Raw genomic sequence first — 25293 nt, 5'->3', positions numbered from 1 at the left:
AATATGATAATTTTGGTTTTCAGAGGAATAGTGACAATTAATATTGAATTAAAGAAATCAAACAGTTAATAATATTAAAAACGATTAAAAAAAAAACAAAAAATAAAAAACGGCGTGATACGTAAGACCTTGTTTTAAAAGGGTTTATTGATCTACATCATGTTAGCGCTATCACTTGGGTATATATAACATAACAAATGACCAGCAGGTAAATTATTATAACGGGTCTGGATAAGCGGCTAACTTTGCTTTGATGAAATCTGAATGTGTAACGTAGATAAGTTCTGATACTTGCCTGATCAAAGCTTCTTCATATGGGTCAAGAGCGCCATCGGCATAAGCGACATGCCACATAGCCTCTGTGAGTATATAGCGCTGTGCATAATCGATGTTGCGTAATTTAGAGGTGAACTCATAAATTGATACCGATTCGTCACTATTTCCCTGAGCAAGAGTTAACAATTCATTAGCTCTTTCAATATTGATATCGAGTAACACTGCAAGTTGGTGTGACTTTGCATTTTTTTCTTTTTCACTTATGACACTGTCAGCACTGGCAACTTCACATAACAATGCAGCCATTGATAATTCAAATTCTCTAGTATTAGCAGTGCCTATTGAAGCGGTTTCATTAGTGAATTGTTTAAGTAAATTTTGTAATGTTTTAAACATAAAATGCTTCGCTCTTATTGATAATGATGAAATAGTTATCTTGGGTATTAGGGTGAGACAACAATTATTGTAAAAAGTTGGTATCTATTTATCGCTATAATCTTAATTAGCTTAATACAAGTCTGCTATTCTGATTAGCAATCAATCTAAAGCGAAGGTAAATTTAATGAGTGCAAGATTATCGGGGAAAATAAATAAGACTCAGGCATTTACGAGTTTATTGCCTATATTTGCTTTCATTAAACCTTATAAACTGATGGTAATATACGCCCTACTTGCTCTTTTTTTGACCGCGGGGGTTAACTTATCAATAGGCCAAGGGGTTAGGTTTGTGATTGATAATGGCTTTATTGAAGGGTCAGAAACACAATTAAAAAACGCCATATTTGTGCTTGTTGTACTCATCACATTACTTGCTGTCGGTACATTTAGCCGATTTTACTTAATGTCATGGTTAGGTGAACGAGTGAGTGCTGACATACGAAAAGCAGTTTTTAATCAGATTATTAAGCTTCACCCAAATTACTTTGAAGAAAATCGAAGTGGTGAAATAATGTCAAGACTAACAACTGACACCACACTACTTCAGTCTATCATTGGTTCTTCGTTTTCAATGGCATTACGGAGTGTGCTCATGTTATTTGGTGGTTTGATTATGTTATTAGTCACTAATTTAGGACTGACTTTATGGGTTGTTGCTTGTGTCCCTTTTACCCTTATTCCAATACTTATCTATGGTAGAAAAGTAAGAGTATTGGCTGCAAGTAGCCAAGATGCAATTGCAGACATTGGTACATATGCCGGTGAAATAATTCAAAACATTAAAGTCGTACAAAGCTATACGCATGAAGAAAAAGAACAATTGTCGTTTGCTAATGAAGTAGAAAATGCATTTACAGTGGCAAAAAATAGAATTAAACAACGTTCGCTATTAATCGCAATTGTTATATTTCTTACGTTTGGAGCCATCAGTATCATGCTTTGGGTAGGCGGTATGGATGTACTCGAAGGTAAAATGACGGGTGGTGAATTAGGTGCTTTTGTTTTCTATGCTGTAATGGTCGCAATGTCGGTCGCTACAATTTCCGAAGTATATGGAGAATTACAACGGGCAGCGGGCTCTGCCACACGCTTGTTAGAATTACTTGAAGTCACAAGCAAGATACAATCACCTGATACACCGAAAAAACTAACTAAACAACATGACAATATTATTGAATTTAAAAACTTGGATTTTTATTATCCATCACGCCCAAATACCGCAGCTTTAAAATCAATTAACCTTAAAATCCCGAAAGGTAAAGTCGTCGCACTCGTTGGTCCATCAGGCGCAGGTAAAACGACCCTGTTTGAACTGTTACAGCGATTTTATGATCCACAAATTGGTCAAGTATTGTTTCATAATATCAACCTTAATGAACTAGAACTGAATGATGTCCGAAAACGTATGGGAATGGTACCTCAACACCCGGTCTTATTTAGTTCTGATGTTTGGCATAATATTCGATATGGTGACCCAACAGCCTCAGATGATGATGTGATAAAAGCTGCACAATTAGCCCATGCGCATGAATTTATTGAACAACTTCCTGAAGGTTATAAGAGTTTTTTGGGTGAGCAAGGTGTGCGTTTGTCCGGTGGTCAAAAACAACGTATCGCCCTCGCCCGTGCGATTTTAAAAGACCCTGAGGTATTGTTACTTGATGAAGCAACCAGTGCCCTCGATGCAGAAAGCGAACATCATGTACAAGCAGCACTTGAGAAATTAATGGAAAATAGAACGACACTTATCATTGCCCATCGGTTATCAACGGTAGTGAATGCAGATCTTATTTTACTTATGGATAAAGGGGAAATTGTTGCACAAGGAACTCATACTCAATTGATTCATGAATCGACTTTATATAATCGTCTTTGTGAACTGCAGTTTGATAAGTCTATGTATAAGCATAGATTGGGATAGTCTTAATTTTTAGTATAAATTAATTTATCAAACTTGAAGTTAATTACCTACTGTCTACTATTACATAGTAGAGGATGATACATCTATGTATCTACTTAAATAAAACAGTAGGAATACTATGAAACAATTAATTTTATTGATGGTGATAGTGATACCTTCAGTTACACTTTCAGTGAGTGCAACCGAAGGACAAGGCTCTGGAGTATTAGGGCCGGAAATGCAATGTAAATTACAAAGCGGTTCTGTTATTCAAACATTCGCTCAAATATGTATAGCACACAAAGGCAACTCATTATAATCACGGCATATTAGTACAAGCTTACAACCTTGTACTAATTATTGGCTTTAATCTCGGCCTGCACATATTGATAACCTTTCAGGTATTCTGTAGGCAGCGTGATAAGTGGACCGTGCTTACTCCCCCGTTTTTCTTGTAGTCTAATGGTCAGATCATTATTACCTAGGTCTTTTGGTAACGAAAACGAGAACATTTGGTCGTAAACACATAACTCATCACATGTTCTAAATGTTGCTCGTTCTTGTTTAATCGCGACAGATTGCTGTCCATTTAAAGACACAAAGCCATATTCAAAACCAAAATCAGTGTGCTTAACAAGTAGGTTAACGCGCGTATTTATTTGATGTTTGTCGTTCTTACTTTCTCTGCCATACATATAGGCATCAGCGGTGAATAATGCTTGGCTGGTTCCTGCTTGTGGCTCTAATGTGATTACTGGACCAGTTAACCTTTTACCTTCCCAAGTTTGTTTAATTGAGACCATATCTTTAAATTGCTCTGCGTTCGCATCTTGGTAAGTATTTGTACAGGCTGATATTGTAAGTGGTAGTAATAGTGGCGCTAAAAATTTAAGTTTCATCATTGTTATCTCTTGTTATTCCCTTAAGCCGCGTCTAATAATACGCTTTAATTCATTGCATCATGATAAAGGTGATTGAATACAATCACCTTTATTTACTATTAGAACGATGGTTAATTATTTTACGCTTGTGATACGACTGAAACGTTTACCATCGGGAGATACCGTTCTTAGTTCTGCTGATGTAAGCGCAACAGGTTTAGTCCAAGTTACCCATGATGAACCTGAGTCTGTGCTGTATTGTACCTCTAGACCAGGGAATGCAACGTTAGTAACCAGTTTACCTGACTCTATTTTCCCACCAGGTACTGGTAAACGATATTGAATACCGGTTGAATCTATTTTAGCCAGTTCGCGTTGCCCAATGATGTTCGCAAACTGAATCCACTCATTCTGCTGCTTGTTCGTGTCGACAAATTTTGTCTCGCCACCTTTGAATTCGCGATCTTTGACATAATCAAGTTCCCATGATGCTTTATGCCATGCACGTTCTGCTAATGGTAAGATCCGTGGGAACACCATGTACTCAAACTGTTCATCTGTACGTACCACCTCACTCCAAAGTTGACCTGAAATACCATTGTAACCACGGTTTTCACTGTCACCTTTTATGTTAAAGTTATTACCATCACGGTCTTTAGATGTTTCAGCATTCTGAGGTAAGTTGTTCGGTGAGAATTTAAATACCTTTTTACTGTCTGTGTAACGTGTTGCCCAATAATAACCACGTTCTTTCGGGTTCACTTCCTGAGGGAAATCGAAATACAAATAATCAGGATGTGATTGTACAACTTCAAATCCTTGTTCTACCATGTGATTTGATGTGTTCGCACCACCCCAATATAAGGTTTCCCAAACGTTAGCAACGGCGACTAATGGCAGATCTTTGGGATCAACATCTTTAAGCCCATCTTGCCAGAGCTGTGTTTTTTCAATGCCTGCAGCAGAAATGATATTTGCTACTTTTTTAACAAACATTGGGCCAAGATCATGCGCTGTTTTTAAGTTATCATCTGCGGCTATTTGCGCGACACATTGTGGTGATTTAGCCCACGGCATTGATTCTTTCGTTAAGTCTTTATCACCTTTCCAAGCTGTTGACCCGCCCGTCTGCTCATAACCATTACCTAAATGAATATTTTTAGCTTCATCACCGCCCATGTGCCATGTTTTTAATGGCTGGCCGGCTTCTAGGTGCATTAACTGAACTTCAGAAATAACTTTACGAATGAACTTATAAGTTGAATCCATACAAGGATTTAAAATACCGTCATTGTAGAATTGAATGGTTGTATAAACGGATTCATCATCAGGATCTGCTAAGCGGTATTCATTTGCTTTTGTAATATCGGAATCTTTGTATTTGTTGTAACGAGCTTCCATTGAAACCACACCAGCACGCGCGTGCGCAGGCATATCAATCTCAGGAATAACTTCAATATTACGCGCATCAGCATATTGGACTAATTCGATGTAATCGTCTTTAGATAAAAACCCTGAACCGGGATTATCTGATGTAGGACCAGACCCTAGTTGAGGTAATAAACAGTTGTTTTCGTCTAAATCGTGGCAACGCTGTGAACCAATATCTGTTAATTCTGGTAATCCAGGGATAGCTAATCGCCAGCCTTCGTCATCAGACAGGTGAATATGGAATTTATTCAGTTTATACGCACTCATTTGATCGAGTAAACGTAAAAGCGATGCTTTACTGTGGAAATTACGTGCAATATCAACTTCCATTCCACGGTACTCAAAGTTTGGCGCATCTTTAACGCTTACTTGTGAAATGGTTTTATTAGACGAAAAATCGGATGGAATTAAGGACGCGATAGATTGTAAAGCGTAGAGTGCACCAGCATTATCAAACGCAATAATCTCGGCGCTGCTATCTGAAATATCAAGGCTGTAGCCACCTGATTTAGCATAAGCAGTATCTAATTGTAGAGGTGCAATAGTCACGTTTACTGGGTATTTACCTGAAACATTCACACCGAAATCATCAAATCGGCTTGTAACAGCAGCAAGTGACGCAGTATTCATGGCTGGAGCATTAATGTTAATGCCTTTACTAAGGTCTGCGCTTCCTGTGATCGCGATATCTTGCCAAACAGGGGTTGGTAAAATCTTGTTTGCAATTGTAGATACTGACAGTTGTGCAGTCGCTTTGTTTTTATCAAACCGCGTACTTGCATTCATTACTACATTGTTATCACCAGCATGACGCTTTAAGTTTTCGCCCGTTAAGGGGGTGATGATCTTTGACATATCTTCGGTGTCAGTACTTGCGATGACTTTTGGTTCTGCATTTTCGGCGGTGACGTAATAACGTGGGATCACATCGGTTTCAAATAAAGACCAATATTCTGCAATGAAGTTTATCTCTACTGTTGAGTTAGCTTCAAATCCTTTAAATTCAGAAGTCGGTGTGATTTTATGTAAATCACCACTAATATGTTCAATCATAAATTCAGGTGATTTCACATCTAAGATACGACGAATACTGTGAAAGTATATTTCCCACTCACTGGAATTAATTGCATCGCCGTTATTGGTTAGTTCAATGGTCGTATCTTGACATGCAGCCCATTCAGCGCCAAGTGCTTTACATATTGAAGCCGAGCCACCTTCAAGCTTTTTATTTACCTGATAAGTAACTTGTACAGATGAAGATATTGCATCAACCACCATTTGTGTCGATAACGTTTCCAAAGTTGTAGTACAACCTGCCAGTGCAACGCTTAATCCAAGTGCTATTGCTGTTTTTTTCATATCCACCCCTTCCTTTGCATGAAATCAGTTTGAACCTTAAACTTAATTTGGACTATAAAATAATTAACTGTATTTACCAGCCGGATTTCTACTCGATGTGACAAAAATCACTTTTATAATGAATTTTATGGATGTTACGTGATTAAAGTCATTATTAATGAATAACTAAGCGTGAGGAATAAATTAAATAATCACAGAATGAGAAATAACAAACTAAAAACCACCTCTGATTAAATGAAGCATAATCATAATTAACATAGTTATCGCAGCCCCACTCTTAATGAGAAGATATTAATATTACTATAAATCAGCAATCTACGGGCAAACCATTATCATTTCAGTCTTTGTTGTTAGAGGCGTAATGAAAGTTCATTTCATAAATAAATCCAGACCACATAGTTTCCTATGTAAATTATTACAGTGAATTAACGGGAGGCTATGGTTATTAATGAGATCTTAATCATTATTTATAACTTTATATTAATTATATTGTGATTTTTATCACGTATGAAAATAACTTAATTTGTAACGCAAATTTAATTGAGTAGACTCAAAATCAACAAGTTATAAAGTTCATTATTATTTTACGACAAATAACAAACAGCATTTACATCTACTAAAAGGAATTTAGAATGAACAAGTTAAGTCTATCGGCAGTATCCCTAGCGGTATCAACTGTTTTGTTTTCAACTGGTGCGAGTGCATATGTATTAGGCACCGAAAATACAGGCAATGTAGAAATCTACGGTGTCGTAGCAGTATCTACTTATGGCCACACGGGTGATGATACGAATCTTGCAGATTACAGTATTGATAACGAAACACGTGTAGGTTTTCGCGGTAGTAAGCAAATGACAGATGAGATAAATGTCATATTTCAAGTTGAATCAGGATATACAGATGTAGATGACTGGTCTGGTGGCGGTTTAGGTTTCCGCGATACATTCGTGGGTGTTGAAGGTGATTACGGTAAAGTAACTGTTGGCCGACAGTTAACGCCTATGTACGAAGTTGTGGACTGGCCTTTTACTAACCCTGGCTTAGGCCGCGTATTTGACCCTGCCGCAACAGGAGATATTGCTTACATGTACGATCGTACGGAGTCTATTCGTTATTTTGCCCCTGCGATGGGAAATCTGAATGTTAATGTTGCAACGGGTCGTGCTGGCAGTGATGAAAATGGCCATTGGTTCGGTGGCGCAGCTAAGTATAAAGCATTTGATACGGTCACATTACATGCAACGTTTGAGTATGCTAATAGTAGACAATCAAAAGCAGCTGTAGATGGTGTCGCAGCAGGACATAAAATTGATGCGAATGGTGTGATTGTACCTGTTGCTGCTGTAGATCCAATAGACGCAGTTATAACGGACACTTTTACCTATCTCGTTGGTTTTGAAGCACCAATTTTAGATACTGGCATCAGCATTGCTGCCGCGTATAAATACGGCCAAGCTGAGAATATAGCGACTAAAAAAGTTGACTCACAAGGTTCATATTCTGTTGTTGCGCAATATTGGAATGGCCCACTGGGTATTAAATTAGGTTACGCGGCAACGGAAGACGTAGATTCAGAAGACAACTCAAACGAAAGAAAAGGCTCTTCTGTAACATCACTACAAGTGATGGGTGTTGTGAACGGTTTTGTTCCTTATGTGCGAGTTGGTATGACAGACAAACTTGGCTGGGGTGCAAAAACTTCTGATAGCCAAGAAACATTTGCTCGTGTAGGTCTTGAATACGGTTTCTAAAGTTAATACCTTTATATAGTAAAGAAAATAGATAACAGGAAACCAGCTGCAGATGTTAAATTTGTAGCTGGTTTTTTTAATTCTACATGCAGATGTTACGCATTACTTAGCTTGGTGTTGATTTCATGAACCGATAGAGTAATTACCTGTACTTTTTATCCGTAAATTAGCGTTTGATCAAGACGTTATTGATTTTTAAATCTAGAATACGCAGTGTATTTCATTTTCTATTTAGGTTTATTCATGAAAAAATTAGTGACAACAAAAAGTTTAGAAATAAAAAAGAAAAATAAAATAATATCAATGGCTATATTATGTATAGCTGTTGTAATCAGTGCCTTTACATTTATGACTCAAGAGACAACTAAAAATATAGATCAATATCTCTATAGTGAAAATGCACTTATTTTTGGTAATCAAAATGCCAAAGTGACTATTGTTGAATTCTTTGACCCCGCATGTGAGTCTTGTCGAGCCTTTTACCCTCTCGTTAAAAGCCAAATAAAGAAATATAAAGGCAAAGTAAACTTAATTGTTCGACCAGTGGCATTCCATAAAAACGTAGGTCCTGTTGTTACCGCATTAGAGGCAACCAAAATACAAGGTAAATACTGGGATGCACTGAGTACGACGCTATATAATCAAAGTCGTTGGGCAATCAATCATACTGCCAATGTAGAGTTGTTATATCCATATCTGCAAGACGCTGGTATTGATATTGAAAAGCTTAAAATTGATATGACGAAAACAGTTATTACTGACAAATTAGCTCAAGATACACTAGATGCTAAAACGCTAAAAGTATTAAAGACACCGACCTTCTATGTTAACGGTGTGAAACTGACAACTTTCGGCGACGCACCATTAAAAGCGCTTATCGCAAGTGAAGTAAAAAAAGCATATCCAGACAATTAATTTATAACGAAGTATAAAAAAGCCCTCAAATTGATTGAGGGCTTTTTATTAGAAGCTAATTACGTTCTATACAATATCTTAACGATGTGCCAACCATGCTTGGTCTTCACAAGATGTGGAGTAAGAATTTCGGCATTGAAACAAACCTTATCGAAGGCGGGAACCATCGCACCTTTTCTGAACTCACCTAAGTTACCACCATCCTTCTTACCTGATGGGCAAAGAGAATGTGACTTAGCTAGCTTTTGGAAGTTGCCACCTTTTTCTAGCTGTTCTAAAATGTCATATGCTTTATCTTGGTGCTTTACTAAGATATGTAATGCTGCAGCTGTACGCGCCATAACTAAATTAACTCTAAATAAATAATTTACAATTGCACATTTTAACACAATCGATACACCAATGCCTATAGTCTTAATTCACAGCTGCTAGTCACTGGTTATAGAAAGCGCAGAAACAACAGCTAAGACCAGTTTTTAGTCATTTCAAAAGAAACAGTGTGCCACTATTAACTTATAAGAGGTATAATGGTAACAAATAATCGCTTTCATATATTAAGGAAATAATTGCACATGGCAGTTCACCCAAGAGCCGGACAAAAGGCATTAAATTCTGATCTTTGTAATATCCCTGCACTTGTCTCTCATTATTACATCAACAAACCTGATGTGAGTAAAATTGCTGAGCGTGTTGCATTTGGCACATCTGGTCATCGTGGTAACGCTTTTGCGTCTTCTTTTAATGAAGACCATATCCTTGCTATTTCTCAAGCGATTGCCGAATATCGCCATGAACAAGGCATTACAGGCCCTTTATTTATCGGTAAAGATACACACGCATTATCTGAACCAGCAAATATTTCAGTTATCGAAGTATTAGTTGCAAATGGTGTTGATGTACGCATTCAAGCGGATGATGGTTTTACACCGACGCCGGTTATCTCACATGCAATTTTAACGCATAACAATAACAACACAATTCAAGCTGACGGTATTGTTATCACGCCATCACACAACCCACCACAAGATGGCGGCATTAAATATAATCCGCCACATGGTGGCCCGGCTGATGGTGATGTAACGAAAATAATTGAAAACCGTGCCAACGATATTATTGCAGAAGGCTTAACTGCTGTTAAACGTATTAGCTTTGCTATTGCTATTGAGTCTGCTCATTATCAAGAAATTGATTATGTAGCAGGCTATGTTGCAGATTTAGAAAATGTGCTCAACCTTAAAGCAATTTCAGATGCAGGCATTAAAATCGGTGTCGATACGTTAGGCGGTTCTGGTTTTGCATACTGGGAAGTGATTGCTGCGAAATATAATTTAGATATTGAAGTAGTAAACGACCGCGTAGATCCAAGTTTTTCATTTATGTGCCTAGATAAAGATGGCAAGATCCGCATGGACTGTTCATCACCCTATGCAATGGCAAGTTTGATCAACTTAAAAGACGATTTTGATATTGCCATTGGCAATGATCCCGATTATGACCGCCATGGTATTGTGACGAAAAGTGGCTTGATGAATCCGAACCATTACCTTGCAGTCGCAATTCAATACTTATTTAGTCATCGCAAAGATTGGCCAGTGAATGCGAAAATAGGTAAAACACTTGTATCAAGTTCTATGATTGATCGTGTCGCAACTAAGATTGAACGCCCATTATGTGAAGTCCCTGTTGGTTTTAAGTGGTTTGTTGACGGTTTACATACTGCCGATTTTGCCTTTGGCGGCGAAGAAAGTGCGGGTGCATCATTCTTACGTAAAGACGGTACCGTTTGGACTACGGATAAAGACGGCATCATTCTAGCATTACTTTCTGCAGAGATTCTTGCGGTAACAGGTAAAGATCCTGCACAACTTTATGCAGCACTGACTGAAGAGTTTGGCTCTCCCGTTTATAACCGCATCGATGCGCCAGCTTCATTTGAAGAAAAAGCGATTCTTTCGAATTTATCACCAGAGTCGGTTCAGGCTAAAACATTGGCCGGTGAAACTATCACGGCTAAATTAACAAACGCGCCAGGCAACAATGGTAAAATTGGTGGTTTAAAAGTAACGACTGAAAATGGTTGGTTTGCTGCGCGCCCATCAGGCACAGAAGCTATTTACAAAATTTATGCAGAAAGCTTTAAAGATGAAGCGCATTTAGCGTTAATTTTAAGCGAAGCACAAGAAATTGTATCAGCAGCATTAAAAGCTTAAGCGATTAATTAACACGTTTAATCTCATACTTAAATCTAGTACGAGCCAAAAGGTTGTCTAACTCTCTTACTACAGCAGAGCTAAGCAACCTTTTTTATTAACAAGCTAATAACCTTATGTTGCACTAGGCCCAAAAAGAACACGAATCATTTTACACCCTGTTATGTTCTTAGCACTATTTTTGCTTGATTATTATCAATTCAACATTGAAAAATCTATTTTTAAATACAAATTGATTGATCTAAATCAATCAAGTCAAATACACCTATTTATAGTGTCTTTTTAACAAAATAACAAACAAATTCCGCTGTTAATGTTACGTAAAATCGCGTAATATCCCCATCTGAGTACGATAGTCAATTTATAAAACCTATATTTACACGTACTTTTTTGGGTATTCACGCATCGTAAGATGTTTAATTATTCGTAGCACCGGAAGCAAAATATGAGCTCTCATTCACCTATAAAAACTGACTATAACTATAAAGTTGTACGACAGTTTACTGTGATGGCTGTTATCTGGGGTATTGTTGGTATGTCAATTGGTGTGCTAATTGCAGCACAGTTAATTTGGCCTGCACTAAATTTCGATACACCTTGGTTAACTTATAGCCGTCTTCGTCCCCTACATACCAATGCAGTAATCTTTGCATTTGGTACTTCGGCCCTAATGGCAACATCTTTTTATGTTGTTCAACGTACCTGTCAAACTCGCTTATTTGGCGGTGTTTTACCAGCAGTTGTATTTTGGGGTTGGCAACTTGTTATTATCTCCGCCGTTATATCATTACCACAGGGTTATAACACCTCAAAAGAATACGCAGAACTTGAATGGCCAATTAGTATTTTAATTGCAATTGTTTGGGTTATCTACGCAATTGTATTCTTTGGCACAATTGTTAAACGACGTACGTCACATATTTATGTTGCGAACTGGTTCTTTGGCGCATTCATTCTAACTGTTGCTATTCTACATATAGTGAATAATGCTGCAATCCCACTGAATATGATGAAATCCTATTCTATCTACGGTGGAGCTATTGATGCAATGGTTCAGTGGTGGTACGGCCATAATGCAGTAGGTTTCCTTCTAACGGCAGGTTTCCTAGGCATGATGTATTACTTTGTTCCTAAACAAGCGAATCGTCCTGTTTACTCATATCGTTTATCTATTGTTCACTTCTGGGCATTAATATCGCTGTACATCTGGGCTGGTCCTCACCACCTTCATTACACAGCGTTACCTGATTGGACTCAATCAGTTGGTATGGTCATGTCGTTAATCCTATTTGCGCCATCTTGGGGTGGTATGATTAATGGTATCATGACGCTGTCAGGTGCATGGCATAAACTACGTTATGACCCTATCCTGCGTTTCCTTATTGTATCTTTATCTTTCTACGGTATGTCTACGTTCGAAGGCCCTATGATGGCAATTAAGAGTGTAAACGCATTATCGCATTACACTGACTGGACTATTGGTCACGTACACTCTGGTGCACTCGGTTGGGTTGCAATGGTCTCTATTGGTGCTATCTACCATTTAATCCCTGTGTTATTTAACCAAGGTCGTATGTATAGCGTTAAGCTTATCAATGTTCACTTCTGGTTGGCAACTGTCGGTACAGTTCTTTACATTGTTGCAATGTGGATCTCAGGCGTTATGCAAGGGCTAATGTGGAGAGCGGTAAATGCTGACGGTACTTTAACGTATAGCTTCGTTGAATCACTGCAAGCTTCATACCCATTCTACTTTGTGCGCTTCATTGGTGGTGTGTTCTTTGTAACAGGTATGCTTCTTATGGCATATAATGTCTTTAAGACAATCTCTGCCGCAGATCATTCAATCAAAGCTGATGCTGAAGCTGCATAACTTAGGAGATATGTTATGAAACATGAATTAATTGAAAAGAACATCGGTTTATTAGCGATCTTCATCGTCATTGCTATCAGCTTTGGCGCAATGGTTGAAATTACGCCACTGTTCTGGCAAAAAGATACCACTGAACCTTTAGATACTCTACGCCCTTATACGGCGCTAGAGATGGAAGGTCGTGATATCTACATCCGTGAGAACTGTTCAGTCTGTCATAGTCAAATGATCCGACCTTTCCGTGCAGAAACAGAGCGCTACGGTGCATATTCTGTTGCTGGTGAGTCTGTTTGGGAGCATCCATTCCTATGGGGTTCTAAACGTACTGGCCCAGATCTAGCGCGTGTTGGCGGTCGTTATTCTGATGATTGGCATCGTGCCCATTTACTTGACCCACGTAGTGTTGTTCCTGAATCAAACATGCCAGCTTTCCCTTGGTTAGCTGAAAATGTATTAGATGGTTCAGAGTCTGCTAAGAAACTAAGTATCTTCAAAAACTACTTTGATGTTCCTTACACAGATGCCGATATTGCTGGTGCAGAAGCCGCGGTTAAAGGTAAAACTGAACTAGACGCTTTGGTTGCTTACCTGCAATCATTAGGTCATGCATTAAAATAGGGGTATAACGTATGGATTACGGTACATTTCAAGGGGTTTATACCCTAATACTAATGGCCATTATTATCGGTATTATTGCTTGGGCTTACAGCAAACGTCAAAAACGTTCGTTTGATGAAGCTGCTAATTTAGTATTTGCTGATGAAAAAGTCCATAGTGATTCACTTAATGGAGAGCAGAAAAATACATCTGCTCGTATTTAGGAGTTTATGATTATGAGTACTTTTTGGAGTATTTGGATCACAGTGATCACACTAGGTAGTATTTTTGGTTGCCTAGGTCTGCTTTGGATGTGTAACAAAAACGACACCGGAGTTAAAGAAGGCGAATCAATGGGCCACTCTTTCGATGGTATCGAAGAGTTAAATAACCCATTGCCAACATGGTGGAAATACCTGTTTATTTTTACTTGTATAGGTGGTTTCATCTATTTTGCACTTTACCCTGGTTTAGGTGCCTATAAGGGCCTATTAGGTTGGACAAGCACTAATGAATACCAACGCGAAGTGTCGTCTGCAGATGACAAATATGCAGCTGTATTTAACAAATTAGTTAAAACAGAAGAAAGTAACTTCACTGAATACCGTGAAATTACTGACATCGCGAAAGACCCTGAAGCAGTAAAAGTAGGTCAACGCCTATTCTTACAAAACTGTTCACAGTGTCATGGTTCTGATGCACGTGGGGCTAAAGGCTTCCCTAACCTAACGGATAACAATTGGTTATACGGTGGTACTACTACTGATATCAAAAATACGATCATGCATGGACGAAATGGTGTAATGCCAGCTTGGTTATCGGTTCTCGGCGATAAAAAAGTAGATCTAGTAACAACTTATGTTGTTGGTCTATCTGGTCGTAGAGTGAATGCGCGTGACGAAGCTGCAGGTAAAGAGATATTTCTTCAAACTTGCGCAGCTTGTCATGGTCCTGATGCTAAAGGCATGACTATGCTGGGTGCGCCTAACCTAACGGACAAAACTTGGTTGTACGGTGGTTCAAGAAAAACTATCGAACAAACAATTAAATACGGTCGTAATGGGGCTATGCCTACATGGAGTAAAATCCTTGGTGAAGACAAAATAACGCTATTAACCGGTTATGTTTACAGCTTAAATGTAAAGTAACGTAATAGTGGTAATTTAAAGCTCCATTTACTAAATGGAGCTTTTTTTTTAGCTGTAACTTTGTTAAATTTCGCTTTTCCCTTTTTGGAGTTCACAATGAAATCTTATTGGTATAAAGAACCTTGGTTCTGGTTCGTTTTTTTCTTTCCTTTTTTGTCTGTGGTTGCTGGTACTTCGACATTTATTGTTTTTCAACATAACCAGCCAAACATGGTTTCTGAAGATTACTATAAAGATGGTAAAAAAATTAACCAAGACTTAACTAAATACCATGAAGCGTTAGCTCGAAATATTACATTCAATTTAAAATTCGACAACGGCTTTGCTGTGTTCACACCTGCCACAGGTGATATGACAGAGAACGAAGCGCTTAACATTTCATTTTTCCACGTAACGTTGGCAAAACATGATATTTCAATGTTAGCTACAGCAGCGGCTGACGGGAGTTACCGTGTAGAAATACCAAAAGATATGCTACAAGGAAAATGGCGTGTGCGTGCAGAGTCTTTTGATCATACATGGCGTGTTCAAGAATACGTTCAATATCCAAATACTTCTGTAATTAAGTTAGACGGCGAGCAAGATTAATGTCAAACGGTACTAATTGTTATCACTGTGGCGAAGATGTTTTAACTGCAGATAAAAATAAATATAAAGTGTATATCGCACCTGAAGAACGTGAAATGTGTTGCCCAGGTTGTATGTCTGTCGCTGAAATGATTGTCGGTTCAGGCTTAAGCTCATATTATGAACACAGAACTGATTTATCTCCCACAGCAAAGCAATTAGTACCGGATGAGTTATTACGATTAGAAATATACGATGATAATGAAATTCAAGATGAGTTTGTTTATCAAGACGGTGAAATAAAAGAAATCACCCTCACCGTTGAAGGATTAACCTGTGCCGCTTGTGCTTGGTTAATTGAAAAAAGTTTACGTAATACCCAAGGTATTCACTTCATCAACGTCAACGCGACAAGTAATCGCATTACGCTCAAGTGGGTTGATGAAGAAATAAAGTTAAGTGATATTTTAAAACGAATCAGCAATTTAGGTTATAGTGCATCGCCTTTTCAAGCAGACCAACATGAATTGATGTACAACAAGCAACTTAAATCTTATTTCAGACGATTAGGGTTAGCTGGGTTAGCAACAATGCAAGTAATGATGTTTGCAGTAGCGCTCTACTCTACTTGGTTCGGTGATATGGAAGAGATGTATCGCCAACTTTTCCGATGGGTAAGTTTGATTGTTGCAACGCCTGTATTACTTTATTCCGCGCAGCCTTTTTATTCTAATGCCTTACGTAATTTACGTACCAGAACGCTGGGTATGGACGTACCTGTTTCAATCGCATTACTTGGCGCTTATTCAGCCTCTGCTTATGCAACCATGACTGGAACAGGCGAAGTTTACTTTGAATCTATTTCAATGTTCACTTTCTTCTTATTATTTGGTCGTTATCTAGAACTAAGAGCCAGAAAGAAAACGTCCGAACTGAGTGCAAACATGGCAAAGCTTATTCCAAATATGGCATTGCGTGTTAATAAAGATAAAACTGAAAAACTAATTCCTACAAAACAGCTTGAAATCAACGATCTCGTCATTGTCAAAATCGGCGAAGTGATCCCTTGTGATGGCACCATTGTAGCAGGTGAAACAAGTGTAGATGAATCAATGCTAACTGGTGAGTTCTTACCTATTACAAAATCGGTTGATTGTGGTGTGTACACAGGTAGTCTTAATGTTGAACAAACAATTAAGGTATGCGTTACTAAAACACACAAGCACAATTTGATTTCAGAAATTATCCGCTTACAGAATACAGCGCAGTCATCAAAACCTCAGATTTCAATCTTGGCTGATAAAATATCACGTTATTTTGTTCTCGCGCTATTGGTCATATCCGCAAGTACTTACCTTTTCTGGTTGGGTTATGAACCTGAGAAAGCGTTTTGGGTCACCTTGTCTGTTCTTGTAGCTACCTGCCCTTGTGCTTTATCATTGGCAACGCCAACGGCACTAACCTGTGCAACCAGCTTCTTATCTCAACGTGGTATTTTAATTCGTAAAGAACACGTGCTTGAATCGCTAACTAAAGTTGATGAAATCGCATTCGATAAAACAGGAACGTTAACAAAAGGTTCATTCTCGCTAACGAGTATTAAATCGGACAGTGAATTACAAGAAAATGAATTATTACGCATAGCAACGTCTTTAGAGCAACACTCAACACACCCGATAGCATCTGCGTTTAAATCGAATATAGAAATAATTCAATTTGATACAACACAAAATCATATTGGTTTAGGTATTACGGGAACACTTGGCGAGAATACTTACAAAATAGGTTCTTCTGCCTTTACACAGCAAACAAGTTCAACATCAGATGGTAAAGAAATTGTTGTTTATTTAATTAAAAATAATCAGTTAATTGCACGTTTTTATATTCAAGATGAAATGCGAGAGAACGTTTCAACCACATTGGATTATATTGCCAATACTGGCTTAGACGTGACCCTGCTTACTGGCGATACAGAAAACAACACGAATAAAGTGATCGACGGTTTGGCAATAACAAATATAAAAACCAGCCAATCACCAGAAAGTAAACTTGCCTACATCAATCAACAACAAGCACAAGGAAAATTAATGCTAATGGTTGGCGATGGGGTTAACGATGCGCCAGTCCTCAGTGCTGCGACTGTATCAGTTGCAATGGGTGAAGGCTCTGACCTTGCGAAAAACAGTGCAGATGTGGTGTTATTAACTACTGATTTCATTGCGATGAAATATATGCTGGCTACTGCGACAAAAACATATAAAATAATAAAACAAAACTTAATGTGGGCGCTTGGCTATAATTCATTAATTTTACCGTTGGCAATGTCAGGAAGCGTACCTCCGTATATTGCGGTAATTGGAATGTCACTCAGCTCACTGCTCGTTATTGGTAATTCATTAAGGCTGTTAAAGTAATGGAAATTATTTTTATGTTAATCCCGATTGCGATAATTTTTGTTGCAATCGCTGTAGGTATCTTTTTTTGGGCCGTTAAGTCAGACCAATTTGAAGATTTAGAACGTGAAGGCAGTAATATCTTGTTTGACGAAGATAATAATAACAACGAATCACCGGTTACTAAACCAGTTGTCAAACATGATAACTAGTTTTTTCGCTGCTTTTATGATTGGTATCTTAGGGGCTGGTCATTGTATTGCGATGTGTGGCGGTATTTCTGGCGCAATCGCACATGCAAACACGCAATCATCACCTCAAACTGCATCACTCGCCCCACTATTTTATAATCTAGGACGGATCTCTAGCTACACGCTAATAGGCCTAATTGTCGGTTATACTGCACAAATTGGCTTGAATTTTGGTGCTGGCTATGACTTATTAGTGATTTTACGCTTTGTTTCTGGTATTACATTAATATTGATTGGGTTATATATTGCGCAACTCAATTCAGCGATTCTCCAACTTGAAAAAGTGGGTCGTTTAGTCTGGCGATATATTCAACCTCTGGCTCGCCAATTTTTGCCATTAAAAACACCTTATCACGCCTTCCCGCTCGGATTCTTATGGGGTTGGTTACCGTGTGGCTTAGTTTATTCAGCGCTAACTTTAGCTTTATCAAGTGGGTCCGCATTAGAATCTGCATTAACTATGTTTTCTTTCGGGCTGGGAACTTTCCCCATTATGTTTTTAGTTGGAAGTTTGTCGAGTAAATTTAACAGCTTAATACAAAACGCAAAGTTCAAAAAAATGAGCGGTTTATTACTCGTTTTATTCGGTTTACATATTATTTATATAGCATTAGTACAATTAAGTGCTTCTGGCATTTAATTTTGCTACAATATTGACATATATCAAAAGAGTTTATTGGAATTATGGCCCTAGATAACAAGATCCCAACACGAGTTGCGACTTCAAAGTGTGAAATCCACTGTCAAAACTGCAGCATTAGCCAACTTTGCATACCATATTCTTTGAATGATTCGGAGCTAGATTCTCTCGACCAAATTATTGAACGCAAAAAACCTTTTCAAAAACACGATGAAATTTTTAAAGCCGGTGATAAAATTAAATCACTTTACGCTATCCGTTCAGGATCTGTAAAATCATATACAATTACAGAACAAGGTGATGAGCAAATTACAGGTTTCCATCTCGCTGGAGACTTAATCGGTTTTGATGCATTGAGCTCTGGTATTCACCCAAGTTTTTCTCAAGCATTAGAAACGTCTATGGTTTGTGAAATACCTTTTGACACCCTTGATGACTTAATTGGCAAAATGCCGATGTTACGTCGCCAAATAATGCGCTTAATGAGTGGCGAAATTGCCGCTGATCAAGAAATGATTCTTTTATTAAGTAAAAAGAACGCTGAACAACGTCTTGCCGCTTTTTTAAATAACCTTTCAGCGCGTTTCTCTGAGCGTGGATTTTCGCCTAAAGAATTCCGATTGACCATGACACGTGGTGATATTGGTAATTATTTAGGGCTTACGGTTGAAACCATCAGCCGCCTACTTGGTCGCTTCCAAATAAGTAAAATGATTGAAGTTAAAGGAAAATACATCACTATCTTAGATCGTGAGGGTTTAGCTTTACTCGCTGGTAAAAAATAGTCTTAATTCACAGCGCTTAACTTATAGCCCATAAAATGCAGTACATTTATGGCATCTATCACAAATTGAGATATAGTTAAATAAGTAAAATTGTTGATTGTGTATAATCGATATAAGAAACATATACTTACTCTACATTCAATTTGTGATGAAGGTGCCTTATGAATAAATATAAAAATATTCTAGTGGTTGCAGATCCCGTTAATACGCCACAAATCGCATTATCCCGTGCGCTGTATCTTGCATCTCAACAAGATAATGTATCAATTACCCTTCTTCTTGTTATCTATGACCTTTCTTATGAACTAACGTCTCTATTTTCGAGTGATGAACGTCAGTCAATGCAAGATGCTATTGTTGCTGAAGAAAAAAAATCATTTACACAGCAATTAAAACAAGATTATTCCGGTATAGATTTAAAGTTAAAGCTTATTTGGCATAAGCGTCCTTTCGAATCAATCTTAGAAGAAGCTAAACTCAATAATCACGATTTGATTGTAAAAAGTACACACGATCATAATAAGCTAAGTGCAGTTATGTTTACACCAACTGATTGGCATCTGTTGCGTAAAAGTCAATGCCCAGTATTACTTGTCAAAGATCATGAATGGCCGATTGGTGGTAATATTGTTGCCGCTATTCAAGTGCTTGAAACAACGAGCCTCAGCTCAGAAGATGATAACTCCATTAATGAGCGTATCACGCAAGAAGCGATACAGCTAAAAGAGTTACTTAATGCAAATATACATTTAGCAAATGCTTATCCAAGCACACCTGAACATATATCGATAGAAATCCCTAATTTTGATGCGGTTGCATATAATCAAGAGATTGAAGACCATCATAAAAATTCGATGTATATCCACGCAGCTAAGTTTGATATTGCCAAAGAAAATGTTCATATTCAATCAGGAGCACCCGAAGACGTGATTGTTGACGTTGTTCAAGCAGTAGATGCCGAATTAGTCATACTAGGTGCACCGACTCGTAATGGTCTTTCTGCATTTTTAATCGGGAATACGGCTGAGATGGTGATTGATTCAATTAACTGTGACCTTCTAGCGTTAAAATAACTGTCAATTTCTAATGTGAAATCTTACGGTAACACTCTGCCCTTGCTCTGGAACTTGCTTTTCCGGCTTGCTTGGGTATACTGCGCTGCTTACAGCAATATTTACCCTGAGTGTCCCAATGAATCCTGAAAACCTTACCGCTTTAGAAAAAAAGCAATTTGCTAAACTGCAAAAAAAACTGCGCCATGAAACAGGTAAAGCAATCGTAGATTATAATATGATTGAAGATGGTGACAGAGTCATGGTTTGCTTGTCTGGTGGTGCAGATAGTTTTACAATGCTTGACATTTTAATTCAATTACAAGCAGCTGCACCGATTAGTTTCGATATAATTGCGGTTAACTTAGATCAAAAACAGCCGGGTTTCCCTGAAGATATTCTTCCACGCTACCTTGACAATCTTGGCATTGAATACAAAATTGTCCAGAAAGATACTTACAGTATCGTTAAAGATAAGATTCCAGAGGGCAAAACAACGTGTAGCCTTTGTTCTCGTTTACGTCGTGGTATTTTGTATAATGCAGCGGTAGAACTTCGTGCAACCAAACTTGCACTTGGCCATCATGCTGATGATATCGTTGAAACATTATTCTTGAATATGTTTCATGGTGCTAAAATGAAAACAATGCCACCAAAACTAATTTCTGACGATAAGCGTAATATTGTTATCCGCCCACTTGCATATTGCCGCGAAGCAGATATTAAAGCTTACTCAGCCTTTAAAGCATTCCCTATTATTCCTTGTAATCTATGTGGTTCACAAGAAAATTTACAACGCCAAGCGGTTAAAGCAATGCTAGCACAGTGGGATGAAGCAAACCCTGGTCGTGTGAATAATTGCTTTAATGCCATTCGCAACATAGTGCCAAGCCATCTTGCAGACACCAACGCGTTTGATTTTGTAAATATGGATTTAGAGCGCGCTGATGAGTTAACTGAACTCGATACAGCGTTTGATAATGAAATTGAAATGGTTCCTGTTGAAAGATCTAAAACAGGTGTAGAAAATTTTGATCCAAACGACGCCATTACTGTTCTGGAATTATAAACGTTTACAATTTTAGAAATAAAAAAGCACTGCATTATCGCAGTGCTTTTTTTTATCTAATGTTTACTTATTTAATTCTCTGATTCAGAGCCAATCAAATTTCGGTTAGCGGTACGATACGTAATGGTTGTTTACTGAATTTTATTCCCGCAATTTTATCGCGAATAATTTCATCCTGAGATAACGAAATTTGTTGACCACTTTTAAATAAATTTCCGCTGGTGGTATAAGCGTCGACAGGTTCATCAAAAATAAATTGTACGCCTATAGTTGCAGGTAAATTCATCCGACCAAAGTAACCAGCCATATTTCCTAAAAACAGATCGAACTCTTCAATTTGCTTCACTAAGGATAAAGTTGAATATTCAACACTGTTATTTTCTGCAGCCATAATTTGGAAAGCAAGGTCACATGACGCTATATCAGTCACATTCACGTGCACTTTTGCTTTATTATCACGTAAATCTTTATCGAAAGGAAGCAGCAGCTCAGAGTCAGTTCCAACTTCAACATCAGTGATCGCGCCTTCGAAATTAATAAATGCATTTTCGATCTGACAATGTTTACCTGTCTGACTATTATTAAGGAAAACACCAATTTTTGTATTAACGTACTGTTCTTTTTTACTATTTTTTATTCTGTTATAAAAACCATCATAACCAACGACTAATTCTTGGGCGCTTAAAGAAGGGACAAGGAGACTTGAAAGAAGCACCACTTTGATGAAATGGTTATTAAACATGATCTGGTTCCTTAATAAATTAGTAAGTAAAAGTAAGAGGTATTATTCTATCGCTGATTATACCTAAAATAAGTCATAAATTAGAGCACATATTCCGACTTTATTACTTTTAAAGTTTTAAAAATGACCTGAATATGTTTTAAATGCATTATTTTTATTGAAGTTCAAATTTATGCTTCATTTCTGTGAACTATAGCATTAGAATTCAGGCAAATTGTTCATCTTACTCGATTAGATGGACCTCTTATCATTTAGGTTTATTGATGCTTAATAAAAATCAAAACTCAATCATTAGACTTGCTAACGCAAAAAAGTCATTTGATAACAAACTTATTATTAATGACTTAACATTAGATATTTATGATGGTGAATTTGTCACAATTTTAGGCCCTTCTGGCTGTGGCAAAACAACTGCATTGCGTGTGCTTGCTGGATTAGAAACGCTTGATAGCGGTGATGTATACCTTGAAAATACATGTATCACAGATGTCCCGGCAGAAAAGCGTAATACCAATACCGTGTTTCAAGGCTATGCACTGTTCCCACACATGACAGTGTTTGAAAATGTAGCCTTTGGTTTGCGTATGAAAAATATTGCGGAATCAGAAATCAAACAGCGTGTTAAAGATATTCTAGCCGTCGTAAAGCTAACCGACTTTAAAGATCGCAAACCAGCTCAACTTTCAGGTGGTCAACAGCAACGTGTGGCAATTGCACGCGCTGTGATTAACCAGCCAAAAGTGCTGTTATTGGATGAATCGTTAAGCGCATTAGATTATAAGCTGCGTAAAGAAATGCAGAACGAGCTTAAAATGTTACAACGAAAATTAAATATTACTTTTATATTCGTTACACACGATCAAGAAGAAGCATTAACAATGTCTGATCGTATTATTGTAATGAACAAGGGTAACGTTGAACAGATCGGTACACCACGAGAAATTTATGAAACGCCGATTAACTTATTCGTGGCTAAGTTTATTGGTGAAATTAATATCTTCCCTGGTGTTATTGAATCATGCCTAGGCGAAGATAAATACATTGCCAATGTACATGGCTGTCAGTATACGATTTCAACAGCGCTATCGCTACAACTCGATCAACAAGTCAATATTTTATTACGACCAGAAGATTTAAGAATTAAAGAAATAGACGCTAAAGCTACGTCTGCACAGATTACTGGCCATATTATCGAACGAAATTACAAAGGGATGACGCTAGATTCGGTTATCCGCTTAGATTCAGGTGAAAGAGTACAAATCAGTGAATTCTTTGACGAAGATGATCCCGATTTTGACCATAGCCTAGGACAAAAAGTGGCTGTTTCATGGGTAGAAAGCTGGGAGGTTATCTTAAAAAATGATTAATTCGTCGCTTTTTAAGCGTTTCTCTATTGGACTTTTACTTGTTTGGCTAAGTGTCTTCGTTTTAGTGCCTAATTTGATGATTATCGTCACCAGTTTCTTAACACGTGATGATGCAAACTTAATAAGCTTAACTTTTACGTTAGACAACTATGTGCGTTTATTTGATCCCTTGTACTTTAAGGTATTAAGTCATTCAGTATATATGGCGAGTATAGCAACATTTGTCTGCTTAATTATTGGCTACCCTTTTGCTTATACGATAGCCCAGTTACCTAAAAAAGTACGACCTGTGTTGTTATTCCTAATTATTGTCCCGTTTTGGACCAATTCATTAATTAGAACATACGGAATTAAGATCTTATTAGCTAAAAAAGGTCTACTTAACGCTTTATTACTCAATTTACATCTCATTGATAAGCCATTAAAGCTGATGTACACCGAATTTGCCGTCATTTTTGCTTTGGTCTATATATTACTGCCATTTATGATTTTACCTTTGTATTCGAGTATTGAAAAAATAGATAAAAGCTTGATTGAAGCAGCGAAAGATCTTGGTGCTTCTAAGTTTATTACTTTTTTAAAAGTTGAATTACCTTTGACTATGCCGGGGATTATCGCTGGTATGTTATTAGTATTTTTACCTGCTATGGGGATGTTTTATATTGCAGACCTGGTCGGGGGAGCTAAAAACTTACTGATCGGTAATACGATCAAAACACAATTTTTGAATATTCGAGATTGGCCGTTTGGTTCTGCCGCAAGTATCACATTAACAGTGTTCATGGCGGGCTTACTATTTTTCTATTACAAGGTAGGTAAATCGATTAAAAACAGAGGTAACAATGCTTAAACGTCATATATCCAAAGTCTTGTTGCTATTAGTATATATATACTTGTATACACCCATCTTTATTTTAATCGGAAATTCGTTTAATGCCTCTAAATACGGCTTAAAGTGGAAAGGATTGACAACAAAGTGGTATGAACTACTTTGGAGTAACGATACATTACTCCAAGCGGCATTTAACTCGATAACAATTGCTGTTTTTGCATCATCAATTGCCGTCGTTATAGGTACATTGGGCGCTGTCGCTTTATTTAAGCATAAGTTTAAAGGTAAAAAGTTTATATCTGGGCTACTCTTTGTTGTGATGATGTCTCCCGATATTGTGATGGCGATTTCATTATTATCTTTATTCATTATACTTGGTTTAGATCTTGGCTTTGTTACCTTACTTATCGCTCACATAACCTTTTGCATCCCGTTTGTTGTCATCACGGTTTACAGTCGTTTAAGTAATTTTGATAACGCGATATTAGAAGCTGGTAAAGATTTAGGCGCAAGCGAAGCAACAATCTTTAAACGTATTATTTTACCCATTGCTAAACCGGCAATTATTGCGAGTTGGCTATTATCATTTACCTTATCGCTTGATGATGTAATAGTGAGCTCGTTCGTGACAGGCCCTAGTTTCGAAGTACTCCCATTGAAGATATATTCAATGGTTAAAGTTGGCGTTTCGCCAGAGGTTAATGCACTAGCTACTGTTATGATTTTAATATCGATTTCGTTTGTTATTGCCGCAGCCCTTATTAATAAAGGTGAAAAGTAGATTCACTAGCATCGCTTTTACTTGTTATGCAGCCT

Annotated in this window: 24 protein-coding genes; 19 read left to right on the top strand and 5 right to left on the bottom strand. The window is 37.6% G+C overall.

Annotation, left to right across the window (positions count from 1 at the left end; genetic code table 11):
* Positions 1 to 216: 216 nt before the first annotated feature.
* A complete protein-coding gene (locus HWV02_RS11470; RefSeq protein ID WP_211687819.1) occupies positions 217 to 672 on the bottom strand; it encodes a TerB family tellurite resistance protein in 456 nt (151 codons plus the stop codon).
* Between the two features lie 166 nt (positions 673 to 838).
* Here HWV02_RS11470 and HWV02_RS11465 point away from each other — a divergent pair, with 166 nt between their 5' ends.
* Both HWV02_RS11465 and HWV02_RS11460 read left to right on the top strand, forming a co-directional pair.
* Complete coding sequence (locus HWV02_RS11465; RefSeq protein WP_211687817.1) at positions 839 to 2635, top strand: ABC transporter transmembrane domain-containing protein; 1797 nt, start codon at positions 839 to 841, stop codon at positions 2633 to 2635.
* A 118-nt stretch (positions 2636 to 2753) separates the two neighbouring features.
* Complete coding sequence (locus tag HWV02_RS11460) at positions 2754 to 2933, top strand: hypothetical protein (RefSeq protein ID WP_211679833.1); 180 nt, start codon at positions 2754 to 2756, stop codon at positions 2931 to 2933.
* 34 nt (positions 2934 to 2967) lie between these two features.
* On the opposite strand, the gene HWV02_RS11455 is transcribed toward HWV02_RS11460, so the two are convergent.
* Together HWV02_RS11455 and HWV02_RS11450 are read right to left on the bottom strand one after the other, a co-directional pair.
* Positions 2968 to 3516: a hypothetical protein gene (locus HWV02_RS11455; protein ID WP_255550289.1), complete on the bottom strand. Its 549-nt coding sequence runs from the start codon at positions 3514 to 3516 to the stop codon at positions 2968 to 2970.
* 114 nt (positions 3517 to 3630) lie between these two features.
* Positions 3631 to 6285, bottom strand: coding sequence for a beta-N-acetylhexosaminidase (locus HWV02_RS11450; RefSeq protein ID WP_211687815.1), 2655 nt, complete (start codon positions 6283 to 6285; stop codon positions 3631 to 3633).
* 632 nt (positions 6286 to 6917) lie between these two features.
* Between HWV02_RS11450 and HWV02_RS11445 the strand changes: the two genes are divergently transcribed.
* Together HWV02_RS11445 and HWV02_RS11440 are read left to right on the top strand one after the other, a co-directional pair.
* Positions 6918 to 8036 carry a porin gene (locus HWV02_RS11445; RefSeq protein ID WP_211679828.1) on the top strand — a complete coding sequence of 373 codons (1119 nt, stop codon included), beginning with the start codon at positions 6918 to 6920 and terminating at the stop codon, positions 8034 to 8036.
* Between the two features lie 243 nt (positions 8037 to 8279).
* A complete protein-coding gene (locus tag HWV02_RS11440) occupies positions 8280 to 8951 on the top strand; it encodes a thioredoxin domain-containing protein (RefSeq protein ID WP_211690512.1) in 672 nt (223 codons plus the stop codon).
* A gap of 59 nt (positions 8952 to 9010) precedes the next feature.
* Here the strand turns inward: HWV02_RS11440 and HWV02_RS11435 are convergent, their stop codons facing one another.
* Positions 9011 to 9292: a peptidylprolyl isomerase gene (locus tag HWV02_RS11435; RefSeq protein WP_211680170.1), complete on the bottom strand. Its 282-nt coding sequence runs from the start codon at positions 9290 to 9292 to the stop codon at positions 9011 to 9013.
* Positions 9293 to 9523: 231 nt separating this feature from the next.
* Here HWV02_RS11435 and pgm point away from each other — a divergent pair, with 231 nt between their 5' ends.
* The 12 genes from pgm to ttcA all read left to right on the top strand — a co-directional run bounded on the left by pgm (position 9524) and on the right by ttcA (position 21536).
* On the top strand, positions 9524 to 11161 hold the full coding sequence (gene pgm, locus HWV02_RS11430; protein WP_211679823.1) for a phosphoglucomutase (alpha-D-glucose-1,6-bisphosphate-dependent): 1638 nt from the start codon (positions 9524 to 9526) through the stop codon (positions 11159 to 11161).
* 445 nt (positions 11162 to 11606) lie between these two features.
* Positions 11607 to 13034 (top strand): cytochrome-c oxidase, cbb3-type subunit I, encoded by a 1428-nt coding sequence (ccoN, locus tag HWV02_RS11425; RefSeq protein WP_211679821.1) that lies wholly within the window; start codon positions 11607 to 11609, stop codon positions 13032 to 13034.
* Between the two features lie 15 nt (positions 13035 to 13049).
* Entirely contained in the window at positions 13050 to 13652 is a 603-nt protein-coding gene (ccoO, locus tag HWV02_RS11420; RefSeq protein WP_211675523.1) for a cytochrome-c oxidase, cbb3-type subunit II, read from the top strand.
* Positions 13653 to 13663: 11 nt separating this feature from the next.
* The gene (locus tag HWV02_RS11415) at positions 13664 to 13855 is read left to right on the top strand and encodes a CcoQ/FixQ family Cbb3-type cytochrome c oxidase assembly chaperone (RefSeq protein WP_211679818.1); all 192 of its coding nucleotides are present in this window, start codon (positions 13664 to 13666) and stop codon (positions 13853 to 13855) included.
* Between the two features lie 12 nt (positions 13856 to 13867).
* Positions 13868 to 14779 (top strand): cytochrome-c oxidase, cbb3-type subunit III, encoded by a 912-nt coding sequence (ccoP, locus tag HWV02_RS11410; RefSeq protein WP_211690511.1) that lies wholly within the window; start codon positions 13868 to 13870, stop codon positions 14777 to 14779.
* A 96-nt stretch (positions 14780 to 14875) separates the two neighbouring features.
* Complete coding sequence (locus tag HWV02_RS11405) at positions 14876 to 15367, top strand: FixH family protein (protein ID WP_211679811.1); 492 nt, start codon at positions 14876 to 14878, stop codon at positions 15365 to 15367.
* Positions 15367 to 17760: a heavy metal translocating P-type ATPase gene (locus HWV02_RS11400; protein WP_211679808.1), complete on the top strand. Its 2394-nt coding sequence runs from the start codon at positions 15367 to 15369 to the stop codon at positions 17758 to 17760. Before HWV02_RS11405 ends, HWV02_RS11400 begins: the two co-directional genes overlap by 1 nt.
* Positions 17760 to 17951: a cbb3-type cytochrome oxidase assembly protein CcoS gene (ccoS, locus tag HWV02_RS11395; protein WP_211679805.1), complete on the top strand. Its 192-nt coding sequence runs from the start codon at positions 17760 to 17762 to the stop codon at positions 17949 to 17951. The genes HWV02_RS11400 and ccoS overlap by 1 nt, the downstream gene beginning before the upstream one ends.
* The gene (locus tag HWV02_RS11390) at positions 17941 to 18630 is read left to right on the top strand and encodes a sulfite exporter TauE/SafE family protein (protein WP_211679802.1); all 690 of its coding nucleotides are present in this window, start codon (positions 17941 to 17943) and stop codon (positions 18628 to 18630) included. The genes ccoS and HWV02_RS11390 overlap by 11 nt, the downstream gene beginning before the upstream one ends.
* Before the next feature lie 44 nt (positions 18631 to 18674).
* Complete coding sequence (locus HWV02_RS11385) at positions 18675 to 19415, top strand: FNR family transcription factor (protein ID WP_211679800.1); 741 nt, start codon at positions 18675 to 18677, stop codon at positions 19413 to 19415.
* A 161-nt stretch (positions 19416 to 19576) separates the two neighbouring features.
* Complete coding sequence (gene uspE, locus HWV02_RS11380; RefSeq protein WP_211679798.1) at positions 19577 to 20488, top strand: universal stress protein UspE; 912 nt, start codon at positions 19577 to 19579, stop codon at positions 20486 to 20488.
* Between the two features lie 118 nt (positions 20489 to 20606).
* Positions 20607 to 21536, top strand: coding sequence for a tRNA 2-thiocytidine(32) synthetase TtcA (ttcA, locus tag HWV02_RS11375; RefSeq protein WP_211679796.1), 930 nt, complete (start codon positions 20607 to 20609; stop codon positions 21534 to 21536).
* 94 nt (positions 21537 to 21630) lie between these two features.
* Here ttcA and HWV02_RS11370 read toward each other — a convergent pair whose 3' ends face one another.
* The gene (locus HWV02_RS11370; protein ID WP_211679794.1) at positions 21631 to 22278 is read right to left on the bottom strand and encodes a DUF2987 domain-containing protein; all 648 of its coding nucleotides are present in this window, start codon (positions 22276 to 22278) and stop codon (positions 21631 to 21633) included.
* Positions 22279 to 22541: 263 nt separating this feature from the next.
* Here HWV02_RS11370 and potA point away from each other — a divergent pair, with 263 nt between their 5' ends.
* The 3 genes from potA to potC are packed head-to-tail and all read left to right on the top strand — an operon-like array spanning position 22542 to position 25258.
* Positions 22542 to 23645: a spermidine/putrescine ABC transporter ATP-binding protein PotA gene (gene potA, locus HWV02_RS11365; protein ID WP_211679792.1), complete on the top strand. Its 1104-nt coding sequence runs from the start codon at positions 22542 to 22544 to the stop codon at positions 23643 to 23645.
* On the top strand, positions 23638 to 24495 hold the full coding sequence (potB, locus tag HWV02_RS11360; protein WP_211679789.1) for a spermidine/putrescine ABC transporter permease PotB: 858 nt from the start codon (positions 23638 to 23640) through the stop codon (positions 24493 to 24495). The genes potA and potB overlap by 8 nt, the downstream gene beginning before the upstream one ends.
* Positions 24488 to 25258, top strand: a complete 771-nt coding sequence (potC, locus tag HWV02_RS11355) for a spermidine/putrescine ABC transporter permease PotC (RefSeq protein ID WP_211675498.1) — start codon at positions 24488 to 24490, stop codon at positions 25256 to 25258. Before potB ends, potC begins: the two co-directional genes overlap by 8 nt.
* Positions 25259 to 25293: the final 35 nt, after the last annotated feature.

Source organism: Moritella sp. 28, assembly GCF_018219435.1.
GTDB lineage: Bacteria > Pseudomonadota > Gammaproteobacteria > Enterobacterales > Moritellaceae > Moritella.
The sequence above is the reverse complement of the archived record's forward strand: the minus strand, read 5'-3'. Positions and strand labels throughout refer to the sequence as shown.

Coding starts and splice junctions, on each gene's coding strand:
- HWV02_RS11450 (WP_211687815.1), bottom strand. CDS start 6,285: ATGAAAAAAACAGCAATAGCACTTGGATTAAGCGTTGCACTGGCAGGT.
- HWV02_RS11370 (WP_211679794.1), bottom strand. CDS start 22,278: ATGTTTAATAACCATTTCATCAAAGTGGTGCTTCTTTCAAGTCTCCTT.
- uspE (WP_211679798.1), top strand. CDS start 19,577: ATGAATAAATATAAAAATATTCTAGTGGTTGCAGATCCCGTTAATACG.
- HWV02_RS11470 (WP_211687819.1), bottom strand. CDS start 672: ATGTTTAAAACATTACAAAATTTACTTAAACAATTCACTAATGAAACC.
- ccoS (WP_211679805.1), top strand. CDS start 17,760: ATGGAAATTATTTTTATGTTAATCCCGATTGCGATAATTTTTGTTGCA.
- potA (WP_211679792.1), top strand. CDS start 22,542: ATGCTTAATAAAAATCAAAACTCAATCATTAGACTTGCTAACGCAAAA.
- potB (WP_211679789.1), top strand. CDS start 23,638: ATGATTAATTCGTCGCTTTTTAAGCGTTTCTCTATTGGACTTTTACTT.
- HWV02_RS11435 (WP_211680170.1), bottom strand. CDS start 9,292: ATGGCGCGTACAGCTGCAGCATTACATATCTTAGTAAAGCACCAAGAT.
- ccoP (WP_211690511.1), top strand. CDS start 13,868: ATGAGTACTTTTTGGAGTATTTGGATCACAGTGATCACACTAGGTAGT.
- HWV02_RS11400 (WP_211679808.1), top strand. CDS start 15,367: ATGTCAAACGGTACTAATTGTTATCACTGTGGCGAAGATGTTTTAACT.
- HWV02_RS11385 (WP_211679800.1), top strand. CDS start 18,675: ATGGCCCTAGATAACAAGATCCCAACACGAGTTGCGACTTCAAAGTGT.
- HWV02_RS11390 (WP_211679802.1), top strand. CDS start 17,941: ATGATAACTAGTTTTTTCGCTGCTTTTATGATTGGTATCTTAGGGGCT.
- HWV02_RS11465 (WP_211687817.1), top strand. CDS start 839: ATGAGTGCAAGATTATCGGGGAAAATAAATAAGACTCAGGCATTTACG.
- HWV02_RS11415 (WP_211679818.1), top strand. CDS start 13,664: ATGGATTACGGTACATTTCAAGGGGTTTATACCCTAATACTAATGGCC.
- HWV02_RS11460 (WP_211679833.1), top strand. CDS start 2,754: ATGAAACAATTAATTTTATTGATGGTGATAGTGATACCTTCAGTTACA.
- potC (WP_211675498.1), top strand. CDS start 24,488: ATGCTTAAACGTCATATATCCAAAGTCTTGTTGCTATTAGTATATATA.
- ccoO (WP_211675523.1), top strand. CDS start 13,050: ATGAAACATGAATTAATTGAAAAGAACATCGGTTTATTAGCGATCTTC.
- HWV02_RS11455 (WP_255550289.1), bottom strand. CDS start 3,516: ATGATGAAACTTAAATTTTTAGCGCCACTATTACTACCACTTACAATA.
- ttcA (WP_211679796.1), top strand. CDS start 20,607: ATGAATCCTGAAAACCTTACCGCTTTAGAAAAAAAGCAATTTGCTAAA.
- HWV02_RS11405 (WP_211679811.1), top strand. CDS start 14,876: ATGAAATCTTATTGGTATAAAGAACCTTGGTTCTGGTTCGTTTTTTTC.
- HWV02_RS11440 (WP_211690512.1), top strand. CDS start 8,280: ATGAAAAAATTAGTGACAACAAAAAGTTTAGAAATAAAAAAGAAAAAT.
- pgm (WP_211679823.1), top strand. CDS start 9,524: ATGGCAGTTCACCCAAGAGCCGGACAAAAGGCATTAAATTCTGATCTT.
- HWV02_RS11445 (WP_211679828.1), top strand. CDS start 6,918: ATGAACAAGTTAAGTCTATCGGCAGTATCCCTAGCGGTATCAACTGTT.
- ccoN (WP_211679821.1), top strand. CDS start 11,607: ATGAGCTCTCATTCACCTATAAAAACTGACTATAACTATAAAGTTGTA.